This window comes from Pseudomonas moraviensis, assembly GCF_900105805.1.
Classification (GTDB): domain Bacteria; phylum Pseudomonadota; class Gammaproteobacteria; order Pseudomonadales; family Pseudomonadaceae; genus Aquipseudomonas; species Aquipseudomonas moraviensis_A.
In genome coordinates this window covers 842,750-865,626 of record NZ_LT629788.1, presented here as the reverse complement: position 1 = coordinate 865,626, position 22,877 = coordinate 842,750, and the positions used below count along the sequence as shown (strand labels likewise).

At 53.7% G+C, this 22,877-nt stretch carries 25 protein-coding genes and 1 pseudogene; 8 read left to right on the top strand and 18 right to left on the bottom strand.

Annotation, left to right across the window (positions count from 1 at the left end; genetic code table 11):
* Nucleotides 1–5 precede the first annotated feature (5 nt).
* The gene (locus BLU71_RS04190) at nt 6–446 is read right to left on the bottom strand and encodes a carboxymuconolactone decarboxylase family protein (RefSeq protein WP_042609087.1); all 441 of its coding nucleotides are present in this window, start codon (nt 444–446) and stop codon (nt 6–8) included.
* Between the two features lie 189 nt (nt 447–635).
* Between BLU71_RS04190 and BLU71_RS04185 the strand changes: the two genes are divergently transcribed.
* Complete coding sequence (locus BLU71_RS04185; protein ID WP_042609086.1) at nt 636–968, top strand: hypothetical protein; 333 nt, start codon at nt 636–638, stop codon at nt 966–968.
* 159 nt (nt 969–1,127) lie between these two features.
* Here the strand turns inward: BLU71_RS04185 and BLU71_RS04180 are convergent, their stop codons facing one another.
* The 3 genes from BLU71_RS04180 to BLU71_RS04170 form a co-directional block, all read right to left on the bottom strand.
* Nucleotides 1,128–2,696 (bottom strand): sensor domain-containing diguanylate cyclase, encoded by a 1,569-nt coding sequence (locus BLU71_RS04180; RefSeq protein WP_042609391.1) that lies wholly within the window; start codon nt 2,694–2,696, stop codon nt 1,128–1,130.
* Between the two features lie 174 nt (nt 2,697–2,870).
* Nucleotides 2,871–3,644: an aldolase gene (locus tag BLU71_RS04175; RefSeq protein WP_083352384.1), complete on the bottom strand. Its 774-nt coding sequence runs from the start codon at nt 3,642–3,644 to the stop codon at nt 2,871–2,873.
* A gap of 11 nt (nt 3,645–3,655) precedes the next feature.
* Nucleotides 3,656–4,363 carry a haloacid dehalogenase type II gene (locus BLU71_RS04170; protein ID WP_083352383.1) on the bottom strand — a complete coding sequence of 236 codons (708 nt, stop codon included), beginning with the start codon at nt 4,361–4,363 and terminating at the stop codon, nt 3,656–3,658.
* A 109-nt stretch (nt 4,364–4,472) separates the two neighbouring features.
* Between BLU71_RS04170 and BLU71_RS04165 the strand changes: the two genes are divergently transcribed.
* Nucleotides 4,473–5,330, top strand: coding sequence for a LysR substrate-binding domain-containing protein (locus BLU71_RS04165; protein WP_083352382.1), 858 nt, complete (start codon nt 4,473–4,475; stop codon nt 5,328–5,330).
* Between the two features lie 15 nt (nt 5,331–5,345).
* On the opposite strand, the gene BLU71_RS04160 is transcribed toward BLU71_RS04165, so the two are convergent.
* From BLU71_RS04160 to BLU71_RS04145, 5 genes are all read right to left on the bottom strand, one after another.
* On the bottom strand, nt 5,346–5,867 hold the full coding sequence (locus tag BLU71_RS04160; RefSeq protein WP_042609082.1) for a hypothetical protein: 522 nt from the start codon (nt 5,865–5,867) through the stop codon (nt 5,346–5,348).
* Nucleotides 5,867–6,178, bottom strand: coding sequence for a hypothetical protein (locus BLU71_RS27670; RefSeq protein WP_231982468.1), 312 nt, complete (start codon nt 6,176–6,178; stop codon nt 5,867–5,869). The genes BLU71_RS04160 and BLU71_RS27670 overlap by 1 nt, the downstream gene beginning before the upstream one ends.
* 185 nt (nt 6,179–6,363) lie before the next feature.
* Complete coding sequence (locus BLU71_RS27665; RefSeq protein WP_231982466.1) at nt 6,364–6,594, bottom strand: hypothetical protein; 231 nt, start codon at nt 6,592–6,594, stop codon at nt 6,364–6,366.
* Between the two features lie 4 nt (nt 6,595–6,598).
* Entirely contained in the window at nt 6,599–7,096 is a 498-nt protein-coding gene (locus BLU71_RS04150; protein WP_042609080.1) for a PAAR domain-containing protein, read from the bottom strand.
* Nucleotides 7,097–7,231: 135 nt separating this feature from the next.
* A complete protein-coding gene (locus BLU71_RS04145; protein WP_083352381.1) occupies nt 7,232–7,900 on the bottom strand; it encodes a ribonuclease T2 family protein in 669 nt (222 codons plus the stop codon).
* A 164-nt stretch (nt 7,901–8,064) separates the two neighbouring features.
* On the opposite strand from BLU71_RS04145, the gene BLU71_RS04140 reads away from it, so the two are divergent.
* On the top strand, nt 8,065–8,535 hold the full coding sequence (locus BLU71_RS04140) for a hypothetical protein (protein WP_042609078.1): 471 nt from the start codon (nt 8,065–8,067) through the stop codon (nt 8,533–8,535).
* A 100-nt stretch (nt 8,536–8,635) separates the two neighbouring features.
* Entirely contained in the window at nt 8,636–9,424 is a 789-nt protein-coding gene (locus BLU71_RS04135; RefSeq protein ID WP_065615941.1) for a transporter substrate-binding domain-containing protein, read from the top strand.
* 93 nt (nt 9,425–9,517) lie between these two features.
* Here BLU71_RS04135 and BLU71_RS04130 read toward each other — a convergent pair whose 3' ends face one another.
* Entirely contained in the window at nt 9,518–9,880 is a 363-nt protein-coding gene (locus tag BLU71_RS04130) for a DUF6124 family protein (protein WP_083352380.1), read from the bottom strand.
* Between the two features lie 441 nt (nt 9,881–10,321).
* Between BLU71_RS04130 and BLU71_RS04125 the strand changes: the two genes are divergently transcribed.
* From BLU71_RS04125 to BLU71_RS04100, 4 genes are all read left to right on the top strand, one after another.
* Nucleotides 10,322–10,855, top strand: a complete 534-nt coding sequence (locus BLU71_RS04125) for a PAAR domain-containing protein (protein WP_083352379.1) — start codon at nt 10,322–10,324, stop codon at nt 10,853–10,855.
* 5 nt (nt 10,856–10,860) lie between these two features.
* A complete protein-coding gene (locus BLU71_RS04120; RefSeq protein ID WP_083352378.1) occupies nt 10,861–11,574 on the top strand; it encodes a peptidoglycan recognition family protein in 714 nt (237 codons plus the stop codon).
* 1,800 nt (nt 11,575–13,374) lie between these two features.
* Nucleotides 13,375–14,796, top strand: coding sequence for an AAA family ATPase (locus tag BLU71_RS04105; protein WP_083352375.1), 1,422 nt, complete (start codon nt 13,375–13,377; stop codon nt 14,794–14,796).
* A 1-nt stretch (nt 14,797) separates the two neighbouring features.
* Entirely contained in the window at nt 14,798–15,685 is an 888-nt protein-coding gene (locus BLU71_RS04100) for a DUF4435 domain-containing protein (RefSeq protein WP_083352374.1), read from the top strand.
* 545 nt (nt 15,686–16,230) lie between these two features.
* On the opposite strand, the gene BLU71_RS27225 is transcribed toward BLU71_RS04100, so the two are convergent.
* From BLU71_RS27225 to BLU71_RS04060, 8 genes and pseudogenes are all read right to left on the bottom strand, one after another.
* A complete protein-coding gene (locus BLU71_RS27225; RefSeq protein ID WP_156889211.1) occupies nt 16,231–17,331 on the bottom strand; it encodes a hypothetical protein in 1,101 nt (366 codons plus the stop codon).
* An 82-nt stretch (nt 17,332–17,413) separates the two neighbouring features.
* The gene (locus BLU71_RS04090; RefSeq protein ID WP_083352372.1) at nt 17,414–17,980 is read right to left on the bottom strand and encodes a hypothetical protein; all 567 of its coding nucleotides are present in this window, start codon (nt 17,978–17,980) and stop codon (nt 17,414–17,416) included.
* A 242-nt stretch (nt 17,981–18,222) separates the two neighbouring features.
* Entirely contained in the window at nt 18,223–18,441 is a 219-nt protein-coding gene (locus BLU71_RS04085; protein WP_083352371.1) for a hypothetical protein, read from the bottom strand.
* Between the two features lie 299 nt (nt 18,442–18,740).
* Nucleotides 18,741–19,100: pseudogene (locus BLU71_RS04080) on the bottom strand (DUF4113 domain-containing protein); the annotation flags it as partial.
* Nucleotides 19,101–19,704: 604 nt separating this feature from the next.
* Nucleotides 19,705–20,499 (bottom strand): DNA adenine methylase, encoded by a 795-nt coding sequence (locus BLU71_RS04075; RefSeq protein ID WP_083352369.1) that lies wholly within the window; start codon nt 20,497–20,499, stop codon nt 19,705–19,707.
* Nucleotides 20,500–20,649: 150 nt separating this feature from the next.
* Nucleotides 20,650–21,192, bottom strand: a complete 543-nt coding sequence (locus BLU71_RS04070) for a lysis system i-spanin subunit Rz (RefSeq protein ID WP_083352368.1) — start codon at nt 21,190–21,192, stop codon at nt 20,650–20,652.
* Nucleotides 21,174–21,737, bottom strand: a complete 564-nt coding sequence (locus tag BLU71_RS04065) for a glycoside hydrolase family 19 protein (protein WP_083352367.1) — start codon at nt 21,735–21,737, stop codon at nt 21,174–21,176. Before BLU71_RS04065 ends, BLU71_RS04070 begins: the two co-directional genes overlap by 19 nt.
* A 48-nt stretch (nt 21,738–21,785) precedes the next feature.
* A complete protein-coding gene (locus tag BLU71_RS04060; RefSeq protein ID WP_083352366.1) occupies nt 21,786–22,835 on the bottom strand; it encodes a phage late control D family protein in 1,050 nt (349 codons plus the stop codon).
* Nucleotides 22,836–22,877: the final 42 nt, after the last annotated feature.

Genomic DNA, 22,877 nt, shown 5'->3' with positions numbered 1-22,877 from the left:
TGGACTTAAGCCTGCGGCAGTTTGCGGAAGCCCACCGCCAGGCGATTCCAGCCATTGATGGTGTTGATTGCCACGGTCAGGTCAACCAGTTCCTTCGGCGAGAATTGCGCAGCCACCACGTCATAGTCTTCGTCGGGTGCGTGGGTCAGGCTCAGTTGCGTCAGGGATTCGGTCCACAGCAGCGCGGCACGTTCGCGCTCGCTGAAGAACGGCGCTTCGCGCCATGCCGTCACGGCGAACAGGCGACGCGGGGTTTCGCCATCCTTGATGGCGTCGGCGGTGTGCATGTCGATGCAGAAGGCGCAGCCGTTGATCTGCGAAGCGCGCAGCTTGACCAGTTCGATCAGGCTCTTTTCCAGCGGCAGTTTCGAGACGGCATTTTCCAGCGCCATCATCGCTTTCAGGGCATCAGGGGAAGCGGTGTAGAAATCGGCACGAGGTTGCATGGTGGGCTCCGGGGTAGCGATTGAATGTGTGGCTACGTTAGTACCCGGGGGTGGTTCGGCAAATAGCCAATATTGCAGAAGAACGGTAGGCCACTCAGCGCGGCAACTGACCGCTCGTCACTCGACCGGCACCAAGGCTTGGGCGCGCGAGACCAATATCAGGTAATCCCCTTTATCAGGAGACGTACCATGATGACGCGCAAATTCACTTCGTTGTTGTTGGCCGGCCTGCTCGCCACGGCATCTGCCGCCAGCTTCGCCGCCAATGACAGCACCGACGCGACGGGCACCAAGTCAGGCGGCCCCACCAGCTCGACCATGCCGCCAGACAACACCCCGGGCTCGCCATCGGGCAGCACCGGCTCCGGCACCAACAACGGCACGGGCACGGGCACTGGTTCGAGCATGGGCACCGGCACGGGCACCAATGGCGGCGCCAGCGGCTCCGGTTCCGGCGCGGGTGGCGGCACCGGTTCGGCCGGCGGCGGCACAGGTGGCGCGGGCGGTGGCACGGGCGGCTGAACGAACAAGAGTCATCCCAGATAGTCCTGAATACATCAGGACCCTTGTGGGAGCGAGGCTGCTCGCGAAAGTGGTGTATCAGTCAACAAATATCGTGACTGACATGCCCTCTTCGCGAGCAGGCTCGCTCCCACTTTCTATTTATGTGAATTGAAAGAATCAGCGATCCGAACGCATCAGCTCGGCAAAACCTTCTTCCGGCGCAAACACCGCCGCCCGATTACGCCCGGCATTTTTCGCCTGATACAACGCCGCATCTGCACGCTGGATAAACACCTGCGGGCTGTCATTGCCATGGGGAATAAATGAATAACAGCCCAGGCTCACGGTGAGATAACCGGTCGGCGAGCCACTGTGAATGATGTGCTTGTCGATCACGCTGCGGCGTATCTGCCCGGCGATTGCCAGTGCCCCATTGATATCGGTGTCCGGCAACAGCACCGCGAACTCTTCACCACCGTAACGCACCGCCAGATCCGACTTGCGCTGGCAGCAGGTCTTCACCACTTGCGCCACTTGCGCCAGGCATTGATCGCCGGCGACATGGCCGTAAGCGTCGTTGTAGCGCTTGAAGAAATCGATATCCAGCATGATCAGGCTGACCGGACTCACCTGGCGCGCGCCACGGGCAAATTCGATGTCCAGCGAACGCTCGAACAAGCGTCGATTAGCCAGTCCGGTAAGGCTGTCGTGGGTGGCGATCTGCTCCAGCGCCAGTTGCGCCTTGCGCAGGTTTTTCTCGATGCGCTCACCATCGCGCACCTGATGGATGAACACCCAGCCGAACAGGCCAACCCCGAGAATCACCAGCGCGACAATCACGCTGGACTGGAAAGCGCGGTCGTGCCAGCCCTGCAGAATGGTGTCTTGCGAAGTCGCGGCGGAGACCACCAGCGGATACGAGGCGAGCTGTCGATAGCCATACAAGCGGGTCACGCCATCGACCACTGAATTGAGCATCGCCGTGCCCGCGTTAGCGTTGGGCAACAAGGTTTGATAGATCTCGCCGTGGGCTACCGAGGTATTGATCAGCGACTCATCGAAAGGCCGTCGCGCCAGCAAGGTGCCGTCGGTCAACGCCATGAACATGATGCCGCTGTCATCAAGGCTGAAACTTTTGAAGAACTGATCGAAGTACGACATGCGGATGCCGGCCATCAGCACGCCCTGAAAATTGCCAACCTGGTCGTTGACGCGTCTGGAGATCGGGATGATCCACTCGCCATTTTCACGGCTGCGAATCGCCGGGCCGATGTGCGCCACGGTCGAGGCATTCTGCTGATGGAACTTGAAATATTCGCGATCGGCCACGCCCTTGCCACGGGGCAGATTGGCGAACGAAGTGATGACCCACTGCCCCTCGCGATCAAACAGAAAGATGCCGTGCAACTGATCCAGCTGCTGCGCGCGGCGGGCGAAGATCCTTTGTAATCGAGGACGCTGCACCGCTCCGTAACCGTCATCCTGAATCCAGTCGACCAGGCTGGTCATCACCAGATCCGCTGCCCGCACGGTGTCTTCGGCCTGCTGGGCCATGGCTCGGGTCAGGTTGCCCGAAGCCATCTTCGCCACCGCCAGATCCTGCCGCCGCGACTGCTCCAGTTGCAGATACAACAAGCCGCACAGGCACAGGCTCACCGCAACGATGAACAGCACCGCCGCTTTGCGTAGCGGCAGGCGCTTGAGCGTGCCGGGGGCTTGATGCGGATCGTGAATGGGGATTGGCAAAAGCATGTCCTGGGCAGGTACGACAGGGGCGCGAGCCCGAAACCCTTGTGTTCGTGAGCGTAGCCCACCGGGATGCACGGAGCAAACGCCCGCCTCCCGCCCAGTTATCGGCGCCTCGCGAGTTTGGATGATCGCTTTTCGTCGATTTATTTGCGATTGCTTCTTTCCGGTTAATCAGTTGTGCAGGGCCAGCCGCCGCATCGCGCTGCTCAGGTGCGCGCGAGCACTTTGCGCATCGCCTTCACGCATTTGCTCGCTGGCGCGCTGCGCTATGGCATGCGGCACCGGTTTCAATTCGCGCTGGGTGGCCATGGCCAGCAGTTGAACCTGCGCGGCGCGTTCCAGGTAATACAGATCATCCCAGGCTTCGGCGATAGTCGGCGCGGCAACGATCACACCGTGGTTTTTCAGAAAAAGAATATCGGCGTCGCCCATGACGCTGGCGATGCGGTCGCCTTCGGATGCGTCCAGCGCGAGGCCGTGGTAATCCTCGTCCACCGCCGTGCGTCCGTAGAACTTCAGCGCGGTCTGCCCCAGCCACAGCAGCGGCGGGCCTTGCAGCAGGCACAACGCCGTGGCGTGCGGCATGTGCGTGTGGAACGCAACTTTTACCCGTGGCAACTGTTTGTGCAGGCGCGCGTGGATGTAGAACGCCGTGGCTTCGGGCTCGCCCTCGCCAGCGACCACGTTGCCGGCGAAATCGCAGACCAGCAGATTCTGCGCGGTCACTTCCGAGAAAGCGTAGCCATAGGGATTGACCAGAAACAGATCATCATGCCCCGGCAGCATCGCCGAAAAGTGATTGCAGATGCCCTCCTCCAGGCCATGCACAGCCGCCAGTTGAAAGCACGCGGCGAGTTCGTTGCGAGCCGTGTTGATCGCCTCGGTTTGCAGATTCAGCGTTGCGGTTGGTCTGGCTTTGCCAGGGCCGCTCAAGGTGTGAGCCATGGCAGTTCTCCTTAGGTCCAGCCGAGAGATTTAAACAGCGGCAGCACTTGATCGAGGCTCGGCAGAATCGCGTCGGGGCGATAGTCCGGCAACAGCTGGCGGCCCGTGCCGCGATCGATCCACACGCAACGAAAACCCATGTCCCGCGCCGCTGTGTGATCAAGCATGGGGCTGGCGCAGATGTGCACCACTTCACCCCTTGTCACGCCCAATTGCTGATGAGCGTAGTCGAACAGCCGCGGCGCCGGTTTGTAGCCACCGGCCTGTTGCGCGGTGATCACCCGGTCGATATGACCACCGAGTTGCGCGACGTTGCCGGCGATGATGTCGTCGTCGGTGTTGGACACAATGCACAGCTTGAAACCCATCGCCTTGAGTTGCGCGAGGGTGTCGAGCACTTCGGCAAAGGGCGGCATGTTCGGGATGGCGGCCGCCAAGCGTTGACTGTCTTCCGGCAAGCTCGGCAAGCCAAGTTCTTCCAGAGCCAGTTGCAGACCGAGGGTACTCAATTCGCGGAAGGAACGATGCGGCGGGGTTTGTTCGAGGCGGTGCTCGTGACGGTCGTAGACTTCAATCAGCTTATCGGCATCGATTGCGTGCTCGCCCTTCACGCCGAGGATTTTTTCGACAACGGCTTTCAGTCCTTCGTCCCACTGAATCAGCGTGCCGTAGCAATCGAAGGTCAGCCATTGCGGGCGTGGCGTGTTGTTCATGGTCATGGGTCGATTCCTCCAGAGTCAGGACTTCAGCTTATGAGCGCACGGTGATAGTGTGAAATTAAATAAACACGCGATCGTCATTCGCAAAACCACTATCAGGATCGTTGCCATGCTGGATCTGGAACTGCTGAAAACCTTCGTCTGTGTGGTCGACGAAGGCAGCTTCACCCGCGCCGCCGAGCGTGTGCACCGCACGCAATCAACGGTCAGCCAGCAGGTGCGCAAACTCGAAGATCTGGTCGGCCACCCGCTGCTGTTGCGTGACCGCAGCGGATTGAACGTTGCCGTCACCGAGCACGGCGAATTGCTGATCCACTACGCGCGTCGATTGCTGGCGCTGTCCGCTGAAGCCAGCCAAGCACTGGCCAGCGATGTCGACCTGGAAGTGCTGCGCATCGGCATGCCGGAAGACTTCGATGCGCGGCGCATGGCGCTGATCCTCGCCGGCTTCACCCGCAGCCAGCCGCAAGCGCGCCTGGAAACCATCAGTGGCATGAGCCTCGACCTGCGCCAACGCCTCGATGCCGGCGACATCGACATCGCCCTGATCAAACGCGAACCCGACAGCGGCCCGGCATGGGCGACCTGGCCGGAGCGACTGGTGTGGGTCAAAAGCCCCGGGTTCGATACCTCCAGGGGCGTGCTGCCGCTAGCGCTGTTTCCTCAGGGTTGCCTGTATCGACAACGGGCGATCCGCCTGCTCGACGTGGCGCAACGACCGTGGCGGGTGGCGTTCGGCAGTCATAGCCTGACCGGGATTCAAGCGGCGGTGGCGTCCGGGCTGGGGGTTTCGGTGCTCCCGGTTTCGGCGGTTTTGCCGGAGCATGAGGTGTGTGCGGATTTGCCGGAGCTGGCGCCGACGGAACTGGCGCTGGTTAGTCGTGAAGGGGTTTTGAGCGGGTTGCAGCGGGGGTTGGTGGAGTTTTTGCGTGGGGAGTTGGGGGTGAATGCGGGGGGATTTGCCTGACCCCCCCGGGGATCCTTATTCGGGTTTGTTGATTTCGCGGAGCAGGTCGGCGGTGGGGATGTTCATGGTGTTTGAAAAGTAGGTTTTGTAGCCAAAGGCAGTGACAAATAGTTTGCAGGGAATCTGGCTTTTGTTGGAGAGAAGGTTGTTTAGCTCCGTTGTAGACAGGTGACGTTCTGAACTACGGCTGCTGGAGGTTTCAACGAGAAACGCGCTGGTGAGATAAGAAAATTTCCCTCCGTTTAGCGGTTCCCCATCAGACTCAATCAAACCTACCGCGGAAAACTGCATCGCTTTCTCAATGGAGAAATCATGATCGTCCCCCAACGCACACGTCAGAAAACCTGCAATCATCCCTTTTCCCTGTCCTTTATCAAACAGGTTCAGGACATCCACATCCGATTGGTATCGGATGTCATATAAAAGCGTCCTCTCTCGTTTCACGGACACGAAACTCAAGTTCGCTGAAGGCTTTGAATGGTCTTTAGCACATCCGGAGCAAACAATGAGCAATACACAGATGATCAATCTGGACATCAAGAAAACTCCTTCATGATCGAAGCCAACAACAAATCGCTCGCCGAATTGCCACCGGAAATAGGCGCGTCAAACAGCTCTAGCGCATTTGCATGACTGGTATCGACGTTTACGTTCAAAGAAGGCCCACAAGAAACAATCCACTTCTCACCAAAGTCAGCTACACCATCTGATGAATTTCTATTGGTAGGTGTCGCTTTGATGTTGATCCATTCGACAGCGACTGGGTCAGGTCGCTGGCGATATATGTCTGAGCCGATCCAGACAAGAGCACCTTCGCCAACCGGATCCAAAGTAATCAGCATCTGCATTCTGTATCCCCAATCCGACATGAGTTTCGTCAGATGCGCACCGTTCCATCCACCCAGGCTATGTCCGACGATGTATATAGGGCAACTCTTGTACGGAATCAGGCTAAGAACATATCGCTGGATGTCTTGCTTCCCTCTGACTTCGTTATAACCCAGCCACTCTGAGCGATATCTACCTTTGGCGCTCAGCGACTCATTGCGTTTATCAAATGCAGCCCGGGCGGCCAAAATGTTTCCATAAGGCCCAGAAAAGTAATAACTCTCCTTAACCCAGCCCCACCAATAAAAAGCACAATCGCCTTGGTACTTTCCACCGGCACAGGCTTGGCACTGACATCCTTCTTGTCGGTCAGCACATGTTCCTTATGCAGCTTGTAAGTGTTGCCCTTCGCGCACGTTACCGTCTCAGCCGTCATTGCCTCACTCCTCCAGAAACAGCTTGATGGTTTCAGGCAGGTGCGAACTGACCTCATGGGTAAATCCGGCGGCATCAGACACGCCGTGCTCCATGCGCCCGTCGGCGCGCTGGATCATGTAGGGGTGATCGGGCATCGGTTCACCGGTCACATCGTTGACCAGTTTCAACTTGTCGGTGAAGTGCACCGGCATCGGCAGCAGACCACTGAAAGGCGCCAAGACTACGGTGTCGCCAATGATCACCGTGCCTGAACCGCCGATGACGACATTACCGTGGCCACCGGTGCTGTCCAGCGTCGCCGCGTTCAGGCCATTGATGAACACGGTGCCGGATACAGCGCCACTGATCGCGCTGCCGCATGCGGACTTGTCGGTCATGCGTGCAGCCGCCAGACCGTCGAAATTCACGTTCGGCGAGCCGCTGACGATCGGGTTGGTGCCGTGTCCTGGCAATGGACAGGCGGTGGGGTCGGTGACGCGGGCAGCGGGTTTTCCGCTCATGAACAGCTCCTTGCAATGTGTCGTGCAGATCCTTTGAGGCGCGCAGCATGCGCGAATTTGCCAGGAGCTACAAATCTTCAGGCCAAAAAAAAGGCGCTCATGCGAGCGCCTCTTTTCCTGGACCGTTACGCATGCTCAGCGTGCCGGCGGCACCCGAATGTCCCCCGCGCGGCACTGAGTCTTCACCCCTTTGCCACACGCGCCGAATTGCAAATCCTTGCCCATGCACACCCGCACTTCCGACAGCTGCGGGCCGCTGCAAACCACCGCGATTCCATCCTCGGGAATATTCGGATTGGCCTTGCGAAACAGATCGACAATCTCCTGCGCTTCGAAGTAGTACGACGTCGAGCCGAACGGTTGCAGTTCCTGCGGAATCTTCACAGCGCCGAGAGCCTGATCTGACTTGTCCAGATAGCCCATCGCACCAAGACCGCTGCAGGTGCCGTGCTTGGACCATTCGTGATCGAGTAGTTTTTTCGTCGGGTACATCGTCAGGCCTTTGCTGGTTTCTGCCGCCGACAGCGTCGTCAGCGGCGGGCAGGATTCTGGCCAGCCACCCTTGGCATATTGCGGCCACAAGCCGTGCAGGACAAACCCATAACCCTTGCCGGTGCATTGCGCGTCGTCCTTGTGCGTCAGACAAAAGGTCGGCGACCAGGACAGCGCCAGCAGGTAGTAGTCGAATACCCCCGCCACCGACTCCGCCTGCGCTTTGTTCGATGACGGCTGACGCGCCGAGCTTATGCCGATGCTACCGGCCGTCAGCGCAATCAGCGCCAGAATTGTAAACAGCTTTTTCATTAACCCATTCCTTGGGACGCCTGCGTCCGTGGTTTTCGTTGATGGCCACGCTTGGCCAGCGCTGATTTCGACACGTTTGTATTGCAAGCGCATGACGCAAGGCAAGGCCCTGCGCCGTGCAAAGGTCTACGCTGAACAGGCAGACATCCAACAAGGGAACCGACATGAGTAAAGCAGACGAACTCGCCGCCAGACTCAAGCAGACCCGGCATACCCAGGCTGATGCGGCGCTGGAAATCGATTGCTGGCCTGCTCAGGTGTACGACTTGTACCACCGCATCGAGGGCTGGCTGCAGCCAGTCACCGAAGTAGGACTGAAGATTCGCCGCAATCCTACGCACGTTTGCGAAACTTCGCCGGATGGCGAAGCCCGTGACTACGCCATCGACCAACTGGTGATCGAGGCCAACCATCACAGCCTGACGTTCGATCCGATTGCGCGGTTTACCGAGGATGGTTGCGGGCGTGTCGAAATCAAGGTGCCAGGGCGCGATCAGTCGTTGCTGCGCACGGTTGACGAGCATGGCGAAAGTCACTGGTGGTTGCAGACTATCGAGACCGGCCAGGAGCTGGATGCGATTGCGTTGACGGAAAACAATCTGCTGCAAGTAGTGCAGCAAGGGCTGGGCCTCTAACGGATCACCACTGACGGGTAACGTCGGACTGGATCAACGGTGAGAACGTGGTTAACTTCGAACACGTTCTTCCCGCCCACTCCAGAGAAAAGTCCGACAGATGCCAACGACAAAAACCACATTCCTGCTCGGTGCATTGCTCGCGTTGCCTTTCACCGCTCAGGCAACCGAACCGTCAACCCACCTCGACAGCATCCAGCAACAAGGCCAGTTGCGCGTCTGCACCACCGGCGACTACAAGCCCTACACCTTCAAGCGCAGCGACGGCGACTTCGAAGGCATCGACATCAGCATGGCCCGCTCCCTGGCCGACAGCCTCGGCGTCAAAGTGCAATGGGTGCAAACCACTTGGAAAACCCTGATGCCCGACATGCAGGCTGGCAAATGCGACATCGGCATGGGCGGCATCTCGGTCACCCTCGAGCGACAGAAAAAGGCCTACTTCAGCAACACCCTCGACACCGACGGCAAGATCCCGCTGGTGCGCTGCGCCGACCAGTCCAAATACCAGACCATCGAACAGATCAACCAGCCCACCGTGCGCCTGGTCGAACCGGCCGGCGGCACCAACGAAGCCTTCGTCCACGCCTTCCTGCCCAAAGCGCAACTGGCACTGCACGACAACGTGACGATCTTCCAGCAACTGCTCGACAACAAAGCCGACGTGATGATCACCGACGCGTCGGAAGCGCTGTATCAGCAGAAACTCAAACCCGGTTTGTGCGCGGTGAATCCGCATCAGTACATGCAATACGGTGAGAAGGCGTACTTGCTGCCGCGTGATGACATCAGCTGGAAACTGTATGTCGATCAGTGGCTGCATTTGAGCAAGGTCACTGGCAAGTATCAGCAGACGTTGAGTGAGTGGATTGCGGTGCCGTCTCAATAACGGTTAATCGTCGTGCAGCGGTGACGGCGACTGTTCAGCTAACCATATAGCCTCGCGGTGACGGATAAGCGCTCCGTCACCGCGAGGTTCGCTTCAAGCCTTCACTTCAACTTTGTCCAACGCCTGATTCACTGCGATCTCTCCCAGCATCACTACCTGGGCGATGCCCAATAACGTCTTGCGGTGCGAGTTTTCCAGTAACGCGGCGAAGTCGTTGAGCATGGTGCTGGCCGAACCCAGCGATTCGCTGGCATTGGCCAACAGGGATTCGCTGTCGTACGCAGGGTTGGCGAGGAACATGCGTTCGGGCTGGTTGGTGGAGGCTTTGATGTGACTGGCGGGAGGCAGGTAGTAATCCAGCGCACGCTCGGCGGCGTCGTGGAGTTTTTTTGCGTCGGGGGATTTGTAGGGGGATGCGGGATCGGTGTCCGGCGGATTGGGTGTGGGTTTGAACATGGGTGAATCCTCTAGCGCGATTACCAAAAGGAGCCATCACCCTCGCTACCAAACGAAGGGTGGCGGCCATACGCGGGTTGGTAGACCGGTCGCACTAGAACCCGGCGCCCACGAATGGACCCCACGCATGACCACCATGATATTCGAGCGCTGAGAAGCGACCTGAATCAGGTGACGCAATGCATCTAGACACGAAGCGGGCTACCAAACCCGATCACTGATTTCAGTGACCCAGGGACGATAGAACCCGCAGGCTAGACGCACAAGCCGGCGGATTCTGTCTTAGGTGTAGGGGGAGGCGCAAGACAACGTAGGCTTCGAATGACTTTCACTAGTCAGATTTAAACAAGCGCCCGCGTAACCGTTTAAAAGTCCCGAGCCAAAGTTCAAATCGAGTCTGATACAGTTCCACTTGGCAAAATCGTAGACAGGAAGTCAAACATGGCAAAGCCAGCAGCTCGTATTACCGATCCCACCAATTGCCCTATCCCTGGACACGGTCCGAAAGCTATCGCGTCCGGATCTCCCGATGTTTTCTTCGACGGTCTTGCAGCCGCGACCAAAGGCGATACTTGCACCTGCGGCAGCGCTTTGGCGTCAGCAGTGTCCTCGACTGTATTTATCAACGGTAAGAATGCTGCCTTGGTAGGTACGGTAGGCACCCATGGAGACATCGTCATCGGCGGCTCGGGCACCGTGATTATTGGTGACTCGCATAGTCCGGCACCATTTACTGCCCCGCTTCCCCTATTGCCGCAGAAAACTTATGGGCACACCTTCAGCATCGTTGACAGCGAAACAGGCCAGCCCTTGGCAGGAAGGAATTTCAGCGCAATCGTTAATGGTCAAAAGATTACCGGTGTTACCGATAGTGCAGGAGCAGCGACTGTTAAGACCCCAACAAAAGATGCTGCTATTTCAATTACCATCGACTTCATCTCACCAGCTCGGACGCTCAGCGAACTCACGGATTGAACAAAATGGCCGAACAATTTACTACTGAAGCAAAAGCAGCGGAAGTCAAATCCGGCGCGCCGATTGCCCCCACGATTATCACGGTCAACGATAGAGCCGCAACGAGGGAAGCGATTATCAGACTTCTCAATAAAAACAAATGCGAATTCGTGGAAAGATCTTCATGGGGAGCGCATAAAGCAAAGGGGGAAATGGTCGATGATTGGGACTACTCAATGATCGCCCTTCATCATGCCGGCCGGAGTGTGGGTTGCGGTGCTGGAGCAGGACAAATGCGGGCGATCCAAAGCGAGCATCAAGCCAAGTTTGATGACATCGGCTATCACTATGGTATCGACTGCACGGGAAAAGTCTTTGAAGGACGCGACATACGATTCAAAGGCTCAAGCGTACATAACTACAACACTGGTGTAATTGGGATCGTTTTGCTGGAGAACCTGACGACTGCCGAAGAAGGTGGAGACATGGTAGCTCTTGCCCGTCAAGCTCTTGAAACCGTCAATGGCAATATGGATCAGAAGATTCCTGCCATTCAGATCGATACCCTTCTGAAGTTGATTCAGGCCCTGACCAGTGTTTTCAGGGTGACAACGTTAGGAGGACATCGTGAATTCCCAATGCAAGCCGGCGAAGGGAAGATTTGTCCAGGCAATATTGGCATGGAACTGGTAAAAAACCTTCGAATCAAAACCAAACTCTTGCGACCGCCTTCATCATGAAATCGCTTCTTATCATCTCCACAATTATCTGTGTCGTTGTCCTTTACGTCGGCTTCTATGAAAAGATGGAGGACGCTTATCCAGAAAAAGTGTTCTTCATCAAGAAAAGTCCGACATTTCAATTGAAATTCGAGAATATTTTCGCTTATGAATCAGATGACAAAACCATAGGTGAGTTAAGCGAGAAGGAGCGGCAGCTGGTTATTCAGTACTGCAAATATCGGCTTGGGGTGACGACTGAACTGCATAACCAAAAAGAACTTGAGTTGTGTAAGAAGAGATAGGTGGAATTTCCGTTGCAGCCTATACAACGTAGGCATGGAGGGTCTTCTGTACGAATACTACATGTCGCTGCGCGGCCTTTGCCTGGTCCATCTATCGCGAGGATCACCGCCTAAATGATCATGGACTTAGTACTGACGGTACCACCCAAGGGATGGGGAAAAGGAATCAAAATACATGAATGCAAATAAAACCAGACGCCGGTATGGGCGCTGGATCCTTTTGGCGCTCATTGCTCTTCCAATCGCTGTTTGGTACTTCGCCTCCCCCGTCGTAGCGGTGAATATTTCCCCGAACAGTGAGGAGGAATTTCACTACGTTTGGAATACCCAGGACAGAATTCATAAAGACAATGCACTGGCGAAGCTGACCCATTCCGGCCATGAGTTAGCCGTGAGCTCTCATGACACATTAGGTCGACCACATCGATCGTCATAGATGGGGCGGCTGCGCCCCACTCTAGGCCGAGAATGCCATTGACTCTTTCCAGCGCAACCAAGACTGAGCGTGAGTGCAGCCATCGATTTGCTCGACTCCAGCTACCTTGCCCGCATGATCGCCCGCTCATCCAGTTCTGATTCACGCTCGCGTGGTCCGTTTCCGGGGCGGAAATCTCGCTCTCTTGGTAGACTTACACTCCATTTCGTCTGATGCGGTGCTGTGCGGTTTAGCGCAGGACTTTCATCCGCCAGTCTTGATGTCATGACAGCTGCCATAACCGAAAGTGGTACGCATCGGTTTCGAATTGGTACATCGTATCCAGCAGATCCTGAAAACCCCTGAAAACGCCCAAAAGCACGCCGAAAACACGTTGAGTAAAATGGTCCAGAATCAGAGCTTTAGCCCAGTAAAACCAACGCCTGAGCCGTCTCGGCGCTTCAGTGTGGCACCCATGATGGATTGGACGTAGCCCCTCGTCCACACCCCGGCCAGTCTGGGCATGCGCTCAAACACACAATAATTTGTAGCAATTTATAAGCATGCAAGAATTTCTGTCCACTGAAGGCAATACAGGCTCTGTATTTGCTCTATTTCGACAGAGTCGGTGAAGTGCCATACAAGTATGGAGTAGCGGATATGCTTGAAGGGTGCGCCTGAATCAGGTCTAGAACGCTTCACTCGACCAGACACTTATGTTGATCATGAAGGCGAGACCGAAGTCGGACACGAGTATGAGGTGCTTGCGGCTGGTTACCAGTACTGGCTGATGAAACAAGAACTGCCAAACGGTGGGGATTAAGTGTATTTAACTCGATCTCTACCATCCGCAGATTGCCTAGGGGCCGGAGCGCATCCAGCATCGGCAGAAGAAACTTATCAGCGATCACCAGGTAGATGCCATGGCGCCTACCTCCTTCCCAAGCTCCATAGCGAGACAGATCCTACGTTAGGAAAAATTCAAAGGTAACCCTCTGCCTTACACCTATCGTTAGCACACATCTGCAAGCATAATAGCATTGAGCTATCCCTAAAATCTCTGTAAAATTTTTTGATTTTTTACCAGCATCAGGGAAGAAAATGAAATTAATCACATTTGTAGCAGGCAACGTACACGAATACTTGAACTTCAATATTAAGTTTAATAATGATGTGAACTTTATCGCAGGCCTCAACGGCTCCGGAAAAACATCTGCATTAAATATTATTGCCGCATTGCTCGCTCCCTCGCTTGAGGACCTAGGAAAAATATCATTTGGATTCGCCGCTTTATCTGTAGTAGCAGATGGCGGCATGCCTTTTACTATTCGTGCGCACCAAACTAAAGAGCATTTGCATGTCTGGGTAGAAGGACCTGACTTACTCGGAAACGAAATCATTATCACCCCACTAGACGAATTAAAGCAGTCTTCCGACCACGCAATCACCAACAAATTTCGATTAACTCCCGTATTTAAATTTATTTCAAACCTTCCCTCTCCAATGTATTTGAGTTTAGATCGACGCTTCATAAAAGAGGTTACCCCTTATGATGCCTCGCCTTTCAACTTTAGTAAGATATGGTTGGATAAAGCAGCAGATAATGATGCTGATGCAGATATTGGAATGAAGGATGCTTTAGCGCTGATTTCCAAAAAAAGCGCCGAAATTAAAGATAAGCAAACAGTCGAAGATAGAAGCTTACGTAACAAGATTATTCTGGACTCGTTTTACGTAGACAATCCTGATCGAGGAGCGATGGTAATACCTGATGGAAAAAGCCTTCAACAACTGAAAGCTAAAGCAAAAACAATTAAAAACACACTCATTGGACTGGATTTCAAGAATGAAGAACTTTCGGGAATGTATGATAAGTTTTTCGAGAATCTCACCAGCATCTTAAAGAACGTTCTTGAGGTATTTGAAAACAGAGAGAAATCGTCAACAGCATTGAGCCGTAGCCCATCTCATAAAAGGAAAAGCGTTGATTCTGCTTATAACGTAAGCCCGAAAGCGACGGCTTCAATGAATATCCCATTAGAATATTCTCGGGTATTAGCAACCTGGTTTTCGAACAGCCACCAAATGGCTCGAATTGATCGACTTATTAACCTGATTGGTGACTACGAAAGGATCAAGTCAGATATTTATGAGCCTTTAAAAAAATTTGAAATCTTAGTTAACTCGTTCCTTAATCAAACGAAAAAGAAGATAAGCATCACCAACAGAGGTGAAGTTAAAATCTTCATATCCGACGTTGAAAAAAAGCTTACGGTATTGTCTTCCGGTGAAAGGCAGATTCTGATTATGCTCGCGCATTTATCTTTGAACTCACATCTACCCAAAAGCGGTGTTTTTATTGTAGACGAACCAGAGCTTTCGCTACATATTGCGTGGCAAGATATGTTTCTAGAGTCTGTGCAGGCTGCTGGACCAGACCTTCAGATAATTCTAGCAACTCATTCACCTGCGATCATTGGAGGTCGCAAGAAATATTATATTCCTCTAAACGGAGGGATCTAGGATGCAGCTCGATGAAATCCCCTCATGGTCAGCAACGGCTAGCGAGAGCATTGGTTTACTTTATAGAGAGTTACAACCGATCGAAGTCTATGTGGAAGATAGCAATTCTGAAGCATTTTACCTTGAGCTACTCAATAGAATGATGGTTGATGAGCAAAAAATAAAGAAAATCATCCCATTGCATGGAAGGGATCACGTCCTAAAAAACTGTTCAGAGTACGATGGAGGCAGTCCCGCTCTATTTTTAATTGACGGAGATTTAGATCTGCTACTTGCAGAGCGCGAGCAGGGTTATACCAACTTATTCCAACTAAGTGCCTACTGCATAGAAAACTATCTTTTTTGTGCTAATGCCGCACGAGAACTTATTGTCCAAGGTTCAGGCGTTATTAAACGCGAGGACGCGCTACCTGAGCACGAATGGACTAGCTTTTTCGACCCTGTATATTTAGAACTAAAAAATTTATTCGTCGTGTTTGCTGCGGCACGAAAAGCAAAACCAGATCTTAAGACGGTTGCTCACGGTCTTGGAGCAATCGTGTCACAACATTCTAAAACTACTGGACCAGTAGTAGACCTAGATAAAATACAAATCCTTATAGAAAATATTTCCAGCCAGTGTATTAATGAGGTCGGACAACAGAGATGGGATCAGTTAATTCAGGAGGTGAATGAATTTTCTGAAACGTTAGACTTTACAGATGTCGTTTCTGGTAAAGACTTTTTAATACCATTAATGACTTTTCTCATCCGCTCGAAAGTAACAGGTTCAATGACCACTGCAAGCCTTATGTTTAAACTTGCAAAATACTGCTCCTTAGATCGACTAGAGGATCTCAAGAAAGCTCTTCATTTAATATTGAGCGGTAGTACTTTCGTATCCCAATAAATCAAGACAAGTGTGTGCTAATGCTAATTAGCATTAGCACACTCCGAATCACTTGTCAGCACACTCAAAATAAAATAAGTTGAAAAACTCTATATATTTTGGTGTTGAACACAGATCAAAAACTTAAATAATCCGACATCTTATTTGAGCTGCATGATCAGAAATAAGCTTGCACCGACCGTTATAAATTAGCGTATCGACTGTCAGCAATATCGGATACCCCTTCTTGAGTCCTTTCGGGCCGATTTAGGCCACTGAATTCGGCGATCTACCAGTTAGCTGCTTGCATATCGCGGCCTACCCCGGCCTGCAATTTGCCCTAAAGCTACCGCCCCTACAGGCACTCGCAGTGGGGAGCGGTCGGCACGTCTAGCCAGACCGTCCGGGAATGCTAGAACAGTCCAAGAGGAACTGGTTTTCAAGGCCGCAGAAAAAGGCCCCCACGCTTGGGCCAGGTGTGAGGGCCGATTTAACATAGGGTGGAATTCAATGTATCTGTCACTGAGGGCCGCTACCGACCCAAACCAGTTATTCGAGCAAGTAACTCACACATACCTCATAGCACTGTAATGTGAGATTACATTTTTATTCCATTGGATAAGAAACTTACGTCTGTCCATTTGCGCCTTGAGCAGAGTTTTATTATCTGCTCTAAACTCATTTTGGTTGAATAAAAAGATCTGAAACTCGTAAATCTGTTTCACAAGTTCATGCATCTGTCGGGAATGAATTCCCATACAGCTTTGAAATTGTATCGGTTGGTTTGTATCGAAGATAGGCTCAACTCTATCCAGATGTTGAAAATAGAGGATTCCCTTCCCTGTTGGATAGGGAGGCATCGTATTTTTAACTAAATATGAATCATCCGAATTTTGCACACCGAGAAATCCGGACGGAAACCTCTTACTTGTCGTTTTTTGGATGATCGGTTGGTATAGGTGTATTGACGGCTTCAATATAGCTTTTCGAATCAACGGGTGTTTTATACGTCTAGTGAGTACATAGTCATCCGTATGCATCATGTAAGCGTCATCCCCATCAAGCCTTGTAAAACAGCTCTTGGGATAAGGAAACCCGCAACGCGCTGAAAATAAAAAATCGTTTGACATATTAATAATCAGAACGTTATTTATTCTAAGTCCAAAACATGAAGGCTGACTGTGAAAAACTAATGACTCCACACCGAAAGCATTTAGACCAACACCTTCTCCTGTTAATGCATAAATAGCGATCATCCGATCCTTTTGGCTGATTCGAGATTTTACATGAAAGCTTGGTTGAATATTCGTAGGATTCCCTTGAATGAAGTGGTACGCAATCCAAACACCTATGCGAACCTTATCAAGCCAATCCATAAAATCTGAATACTCAACACTTGAGAGAGTTCCTCTCGCAAGAATAGCCAAAACGTAATTCTTGGCTCGCTCTTCAAGGCCAGAATATTCGGTATTGCACTGCTCACATGCGGGAACGCAAAAGTTGAGCCAGTCAAACCTTACCGTTCTTCCATCTCTAAAATTTGTACCGAAGTTTACAACTCGCTTGGGATCTCCGGTGAGTCCCAACAACCATTGAGGAAGAATATGCTCTCGATTCTTTTTCTCTGGTGGACCACCACAGAAAACACAATATCTATTGCTGCTCATTTCATATACTCATTGAAATGTAACGACAAAACTTAACCACGCGGCGCTATCGCCTGCAGCGCGTTTCTTGGAACGGCGTGGACTAGACATCTTGGTTCAGCCCCGAAATGGGAACCTTATAAAACTCAAAGCGCTCAGGGTTAGATTTGCACAACTGGAAGGCAAACTCATGGAGCCCGTGAATCAGCTTGCGAAGAAGAGATTCAAAATCCCTCCTTTGCTTTCCGGTGAGCAGCAGACCTTCGTCAAAGATGAACACAGGTGCTTTAATAGAATTTTGCCCACCAAATTCAAGTGTCTGGACCTTGTAATGCATCTCTTCTGTGTCTGAATGAGCAACTATCTTATTCCTCAGGAGAAGAATTTCATTACTGTGCTCCCTTTCTTCCGAGGTGAGGTTGACACCGACCCTCTTGGCACTCAGCTGTATACCCGACCTAGATGCGACGAAAGGCCGAGCAAACGAAATGATAGACTGCGTTTCGTAGCATTTGAACCGGCGAAGCTCCACTCTCGAATACTTTTGCGTTAAATCGCACTCTTCTTCGAGGAAGGTTAGCGCAGAGAGAGCCTGCTGAAAGTCCCATATCGAGAACACGATCCGGTGGAACTGCTCTTCTGATGGTTCGACCGGGATTTTCCGCGTCATCTTCGCCAACTCCTCTATTGTGCCGAACTATTTTTAGGCGACAGACTGTCGCATTGAATACCCTGTCGTTAAGTAAGCTCTTGTTAATTATTAAGTGCTCGCGAAAAGCGCGGGGTGGATCAAAGAAAAACGCAATATAGCAACGAGATCTGTCGTCGAGCATTTCCAGTGACAAGCTACTGTTCCGCCACCTGGGCGTCCACTGACCGTTCTTGGCCGAGTGCTGCCTAACGGGGCGACTCCTAAGACTGCCGTATTCGCAGGATCGCATCTGTTAATGCTTGTGTATTTCTATCCAGTGTTTCCAGGGCCACGACAGCGTTGTCGGCAACATCGTCTGCGCCAGTCCCTGAGATCCAATGGGTGATCTCTTCGATCGCTGCACCGAGAGCATGCTGGTTGTGCAGTAGCAACGTCAGCGCATCAGCAGTGGCGATGTTGGAGGCTGAGTTATCAGGCATGCGATCCATCCTGGAAATGAGGTGTTCGCAAAGCCTAGCTCATGCGGCCGCAGTGAGGGGCAGAGATACGCACTCATAGCCCCATCTTCCGCACCAAAATAGCGCCCCAGTCCCATCTGAGTCCCATATGGCCTTTTTTCGGGCGCCAAAAACCACAAACCCCCGACTTTCTCTAGGAAAATCAGGGGTTTGCGTTTATTGAATGTGGCGGTGAAGGAGAGATTCGAACGCTCAACATGTATGCGGCGATGGCAAACCTAGGCACGTATTCGTTCGACGCGGCCCAAAGCGAACGCCCATTATCGACAATTAACTGTCCACAACTGGTCCAAGCGCGTTGTATAGCTTTGGCTCATCATCTCCCGTCGCATGCCCCAATCTGGATTGCTCGGCACACTCGCAGCACGGAGCGTCCCCCTACCCCATCGCTCATTGATTTCGTCCAATACCGCCATAACCCTAGTCGCCTCAGTGGGCTGAGAAATGGCGAACAGATCGTCCGTGTATTCACCCGGCTGGCATAGATTCAGCAGCAGAACTTCCGCTTTGCTGTAACTGAAACCAGGACGGAATACGCGATCCAGTGCATTGACCGCTGACGTCGTTAACAGCCGAACGTCATCCGTTGGGTACGGTAGATCGATCACGACACCGTTTGCGGAGGGACTTGCTAAACCCTAAAGAGGACTAGTGCTTCATAGTTGATTTTCGAGCGACGCCGGTGAATTAAGACCACTTTATTTCTTTATTTCATCATTTCGTTAATTCGTTAATTCGTTAATTCGTTAATTCGTTAATTCGTTAATTCGCTAATTCGTTAATCCACCATTAAATAAATATCCTTCCGATATCCTTTGGATATTCAGATTTGCAAAAGCGCGAGTGCGAGCGTGAAGAAATCGCGACCCTATACACCCAATGCCCTAGTCCCCAGCGGCCATATACACCCATTGCCCTAGGACAAATTAGGTGATGCGGGCGCATACACACTCAGCCCTACTACAACTTCCCCGAATGGGATTGCGACAGCAGACGAAATTAATTCCAATCAACCATTGACGAATACCGAAATAAGCAACTAGCTTAAAAACAGTTCGACCTACCTCCTTTCCGCTACCGCGCCAATAAGCGCGGCATGTTTCTTTGCGAGAATAAAAAATGAATGTGCTGATTCTTCTGATGGCGACTGTCGAGTTTCTTATCAAACTCACCGAGCTGTTACAGCTGTGGGGCATCGGATGTCCTGGGTTCGCACAATGGTGATCAGAACAATCCGCCCAACGCTTTCGGCTCCCAATTCATGATAACCAGCTCGCCACTGATTTCGGCCTTCCCCTGCCGCTGGTTGGTGGTGGTGTAGCGAATGTCCAAGGTCTCGAAGTGGAAGCCGTCGAACACGCGGCGAATATCCGGATGGTCGTTGATGCTTACCATCACCTTGCCTTTGCAGCGGCGCATGAAGTCGGCCATCAGCTCGTAGTTTTCGAACGGAAAGTCCACGCCATAGCCGGCGGTCTGCCAGTAGGGCGGATCCATGTAGTGGAAGGTGTGGGCGCGGTCGTAGCGTTCAGCGCATTCAAGCCAGGGGAGGTTTTCGACGTAGGTCCCGGACAGGCGCTGCCATGCAGCCGAGAGGTTTTCCTCAATGCGCAGCAGGTTGATGGCCGGGGCAGTGGTCGCCGTGCCGAACGTCTGACCGGAGACCTTGCCGGCGAAGGCGTGGTGCTGCAGGTAAAAGAAACGGGCGGCGCGCTGGATGTCGGTGAGGGTTTCGGGGCGGGTCATTTTCTGCCATTCGAACACCTGCCGAGAACTGAGCGCCCATTTGAATTGGCGCACGAATTCTTCAAGGTGGTTCTGCACAACGCGGTAAAGCGTGACCAGGTCGCCGTTGATGTCGTTCAGGACTTCGACCGGCGATGGCTGGGGCTTCATGAAGTAGAGCGCGGCACCGCCGGCAAAGACTTCAACGTAGCATTCGTGTGGCGGAAAAAGCGGAATGAGGCGGTCGGCCAGGCGGCGTTTGCCGCCCATCCAAGGGATGATGGGGGTAGACATAAAAAGCAAGACCTTTACTGTATGGATAAACAGGTGCTAGGCTCGCCGCGCTTTGTGCACGGAGCAAGAGCCTTGGCTGGACTTGCAGGGACAATCTGCAGGGACGGCGGTCGATCCGGATGTTGACGCATCTGGAACGGCCGCTCTTTTTCACTTCGGTGTTGAAACTTCTTTGGCGTATGCCTGACAGGCCGCGAGGGCAATCAGCCCCCGGTCGCCGTCATCGGTGACGCCGATAATTCGTTGAGCATGCGCTGGGTCAAGTTCGGCTCTTGTGGGGCCATGAACCACGCCGCCGGTGGCGGTGGTGGCTGACACCGATCCGTTGCCGGCGCCGGTGGTGGCATCGAGTAGGACTGACAGGCGCAGATCAGCAGTGGCAAGGCGGTCGCGCAGGCGACCTTGATCACGTTGGACATCGCTCAAGGCTCGATAATGGGTCTGTTCGCTGGTGGCCAGGCGCTGCTCGAGCGCGAGGCGTTTGTCCTGTTCGGCACGCTGCTGTGCGGCCGAGGCCACATTCAGTTGGTTGAGGGTTTCAGTGTGGAGTCGGGCCTGCTCTGCGAGCTGTTTGCCGTAGCGCCAATCCTGTATTTGCCAGGTAATGGACGCAGAACCACCGACCAAGACGACCAGCAGCACTCCTTTCGCCAGCAACCGATACGGCGCCGGGATCAGTTCGCCGAGACGCATAGCACCGCCCTCGCCCGCCCCCACAACTCCAGCCGATCCTGCAGGCCATTCAGGCCGCCGTTGATCCTGCGGGTGATCGTGTTGAATTCGTTTTGATCGGCCAGCGCGTTCAGCCCATTCACTGACCAGAACCATGCGGCCGACTCGGCGGCCCACTGCGGCAGCTCCAGCAGTTCAGGCGTACGCAGCAATCGCTCATCGCCGAACAGCGCCAAGCTGCAGCGTAGGTAGTTGTCGTGGCCAGTGACCTGGATCAGGCCGCGACCGCGATAGCGCTGGCCATCACCATCCGCTGCCAGTGTGTTGCCCAGTTTCGCAGCCAGGTTGCCGGTGTCGTATTTGCTCAGGTACTGGTCGCCGCCCAGTTCCCGGACGTACTGCAGCTGACCCGACTCGTGACCGACTTGCGCCAGAAACGCGGCTTGACGTTTCGGCGTGTTGATCTGCCGGTGGGCCATGGCTGCGTTGAGGGCGGATACAAAAACGCCCGCTTGGCGGCGGGCGTTAGGCATGATGCTTTGCAGCTGTTGTTCAGTGATGGACATACAAACTCCAGACGTAAAAAACCGCACTCAGGCGGCGATGGGATGCGGTTATTGTTTCTCGATGTTCACTACCTTGAGGGGTGATTTCGGCCCTTTCTTTTTCTTGCCCTTGGATTTACCTGCTTTGCCGGCATTGCATTCGACCGTGGTCGACCAGCCAGACTGGGTGAACACCTGCTCGACCGAATCCGCCAGGTATTCACCATCAAGCCCGGCCTTGAAACCCTGAGCGATGATGGGACGCTCGGCGAAGATGTCCGTCCGGCCGGGCATCTCAAGCCGCACATCGGCGGTCGAGCGGTTGAACGCCGAAAGACGGGCCTTGGCCGCCGCTTCAGCAGCGCCCTTATCTGGGTAGATATGGCGGTCGGTATGCAATGCCGGCAGGCCGTCCGGAGCGTCATCATTGTCGATGGTGACCACCGCCAGCTTGCCGTCCTTCTTGTTCTGATGCTTGGTGGCGACTGCCTTGTGTGAGTTGCGATCACCGAGACTGAATTGCCAGCGGCTGAGGTCGCGGCGGGTCAGTGTGATGGCGCCGAACGCCTTGCCGCTGGCAGTCTGGCCACCTTGGCGCGGCATCACCAATAGCTTGCTGTCGGCGACCTTGGCTGTGCAGTCGTATTGCTTGGCCAGACGGGTGATGAAATTAAAATCGGACTCGTTGAGCTGGTCGACGCGGGCGACCTTGGTCGATACCGGACACCCCGGTTGCCAGCCATTGCGCGCGGCGACGTCAGCCACGATCTTCGACAGCGGCACGTCCTCCCAGCTTCCGCTGCGGATGGTCTTGCCACTGCCCCGCATGTCGCTGGCCTTGCCCTTGATCACGATCGTGTCCGGCGGGCCTGACACTTCGACCGTGTCGACGGTGTAACTGCCCATACGCGTCAAGGTCGTTTCGGCATAGCCCAGGTAGATCTCGATTGAGCTGCCACGCCGTGGCAATTGCACTTGCCCATCACGGTCGTCGATACGCAACTCAAACTCGTCGGACTCCATGCCCGGCTTGTCAGAGGTACGCAGCAACAACAACCGATCATTGATCTTGGCCGTGACATCGGCGCCATCGGCGACAATGCGAAACATCGGAGTCATGGTTTTTTCCAATAAAAAACCCGCACAAGGCGGGCCAGAAAA

Bases quoted from the DNA above. Each gene is read 5' to 3' on its own strand.
- BLU71_RS04190 (WP_042609087.1), bottom strand. From the start codon at position 446: ATGCAACCTCGTGCCGATTTCTACACCGCTTCCCCTGATGCCCTGAAA.
- BLU71_RS04185 (WP_042609086.1), top strand. From the start codon at position 636: ATGATGACGCGCAAATTCACTTCGTTGTTGTTGGCCGGCCTGCTCGCC.
- BLU71_RS04175 (WP_083352384.1), bottom strand. From the start codon at position 3,644: ATGGCTCACACCTTGAGCGGCCCTGGCAAAGCCAGACCAACCGCAACG.
- BLU71_RS04170 (WP_083352383.1), bottom strand. From the start codon at position 4,363: ATGACCATGAACAACACGCCACGCCCGCAATGGCTGACCTTCGATTGC.
- BLU71_RS04165 (WP_083352382.1), top strand. From the start codon at position 4,473: ATGCTGGATCTGGAACTGCTGAAAACCTTCGTCTGTGTGGTCGACGAA.
- BLU71_RS04160 (WP_042609082.1), bottom strand. From the start codon at position 5,867: ATGTCCAGATTGATCATCTGTGTATTGCTCATTGTTTGCTCCGGATGT.
- BLU71_RS27670 (WP_231982468.1), bottom strand. From the start codon at position 6,178: ATGCAGATGCTGATTACTTTGGATCCGGTTGGCGAAGGTGCTCTTGTC.
- BLU71_RS27665 (WP_231982466.1), bottom strand. From the start codon at position 6,594: ATGACGGCTGAGACGGTAACGTGCGCGAAGGGCAACACTTACAAGCTG.
- BLU71_RS04150 (WP_042609080.1), bottom strand. From the start codon at position 7,096: ATGAGCGGAAAACCCGCTGCCCGCGTCACCGACCCCACCGCCTGTCCA.
- BLU71_RS04145 (WP_083352381.1), bottom strand. From the start codon at position 7,900: ATGAAAAAGCTGTTTACAATTCTGGCGCTGATTGCGCTGACGGCCGGT.
- BLU71_RS04140 (WP_042609078.1), top strand. From the start codon at position 8,065: ATGAGTAAAGCAGACGAACTCGCCGCCAGACTCAAGCAGACCCGGCAT.
- BLU71_RS04135 (WP_065615941.1), top strand. From the start codon at position 8,636: ATGCCAACGACAAAAACCACATTCCTGCTCGGTGCATTGCTCGCGTTG.
- BLU71_RS04130 (WP_083352380.1), bottom strand. From the start codon at position 9,880: ATGTTCAAACCCACACCCAATCCGCCGGACACCGATCCCGCATCCCCC.
- BLU71_RS04125 (WP_083352379.1), top strand. From the start codon at position 10,322: ATGGCAAAGCCAGCAGCTCGTATTACCGATCCCACCAATTGCCCTATC.
- BLU71_RS04120 (WP_083352378.1), top strand. From the start codon at position 10,861: ATGGCCGAACAATTTACTACTGAAGCAAAAGCAGCGGAAGTCAAATCC.
- BLU71_RS04105 (WP_083352375.1), top strand. From the start codon at position 13,375: ATGAAATTAATCACATTTGTAGCAGGCAACGTACACGAATACTTGAAC.
- BLU71_RS04100 (WP_083352374.1), top strand. From the start codon at position 14,798: ATGCAGCTCGATGAAATCCCCTCATGGTCAGCAACGGCTAGCGAGAGC.
- BLU71_RS27225 (WP_156889211.1), bottom strand. From the start codon at position 17,331: ATGAGCAGCAATAGATATTGTGTTTTCTGTGGTGGTCCACCAGAGAAA.
- BLU71_RS04090 (WP_083352372.1), bottom strand. From the start codon at position 17,980: ATGACGCGGAAAATCCCGGTCGAACCATCAGAAGAGCAGTTCCACCGG.
- BLU71_RS04085 (WP_083352371.1), bottom strand. From the start codon at position 18,441: ATGCCTGATAACTCAGCCTCCAACATCGCCACTGCTGATGCGCTGACG.
- BLU71_RS04075 (WP_083352369.1), bottom strand. From the start codon at position 20,499: ATGTCTACCCCCATCATCCCTTGGATGGGCGGCAAACGCCGCCTGGCC.
- BLU71_RS04070 (WP_083352368.1), bottom strand. From the start codon at position 21,192: ATGCGTCTCGGCGAACTGATCCCGGCGCCGTATCGGTTGCTGGCGAAA.
- BLU71_RS04065 (WP_083352367.1), bottom strand. From the start codon at position 21,737: ATGTCCATCACTGAACAACAGCTGCAAAGCATCATGCCTAACGCCCGC.
- BLU71_RS04060 (WP_083352366.1), bottom strand. From the start codon at position 22,835: ATGACTCCGATGTTTCGCATTGTCGCCGATGGCGCCGATGTCACGGCC.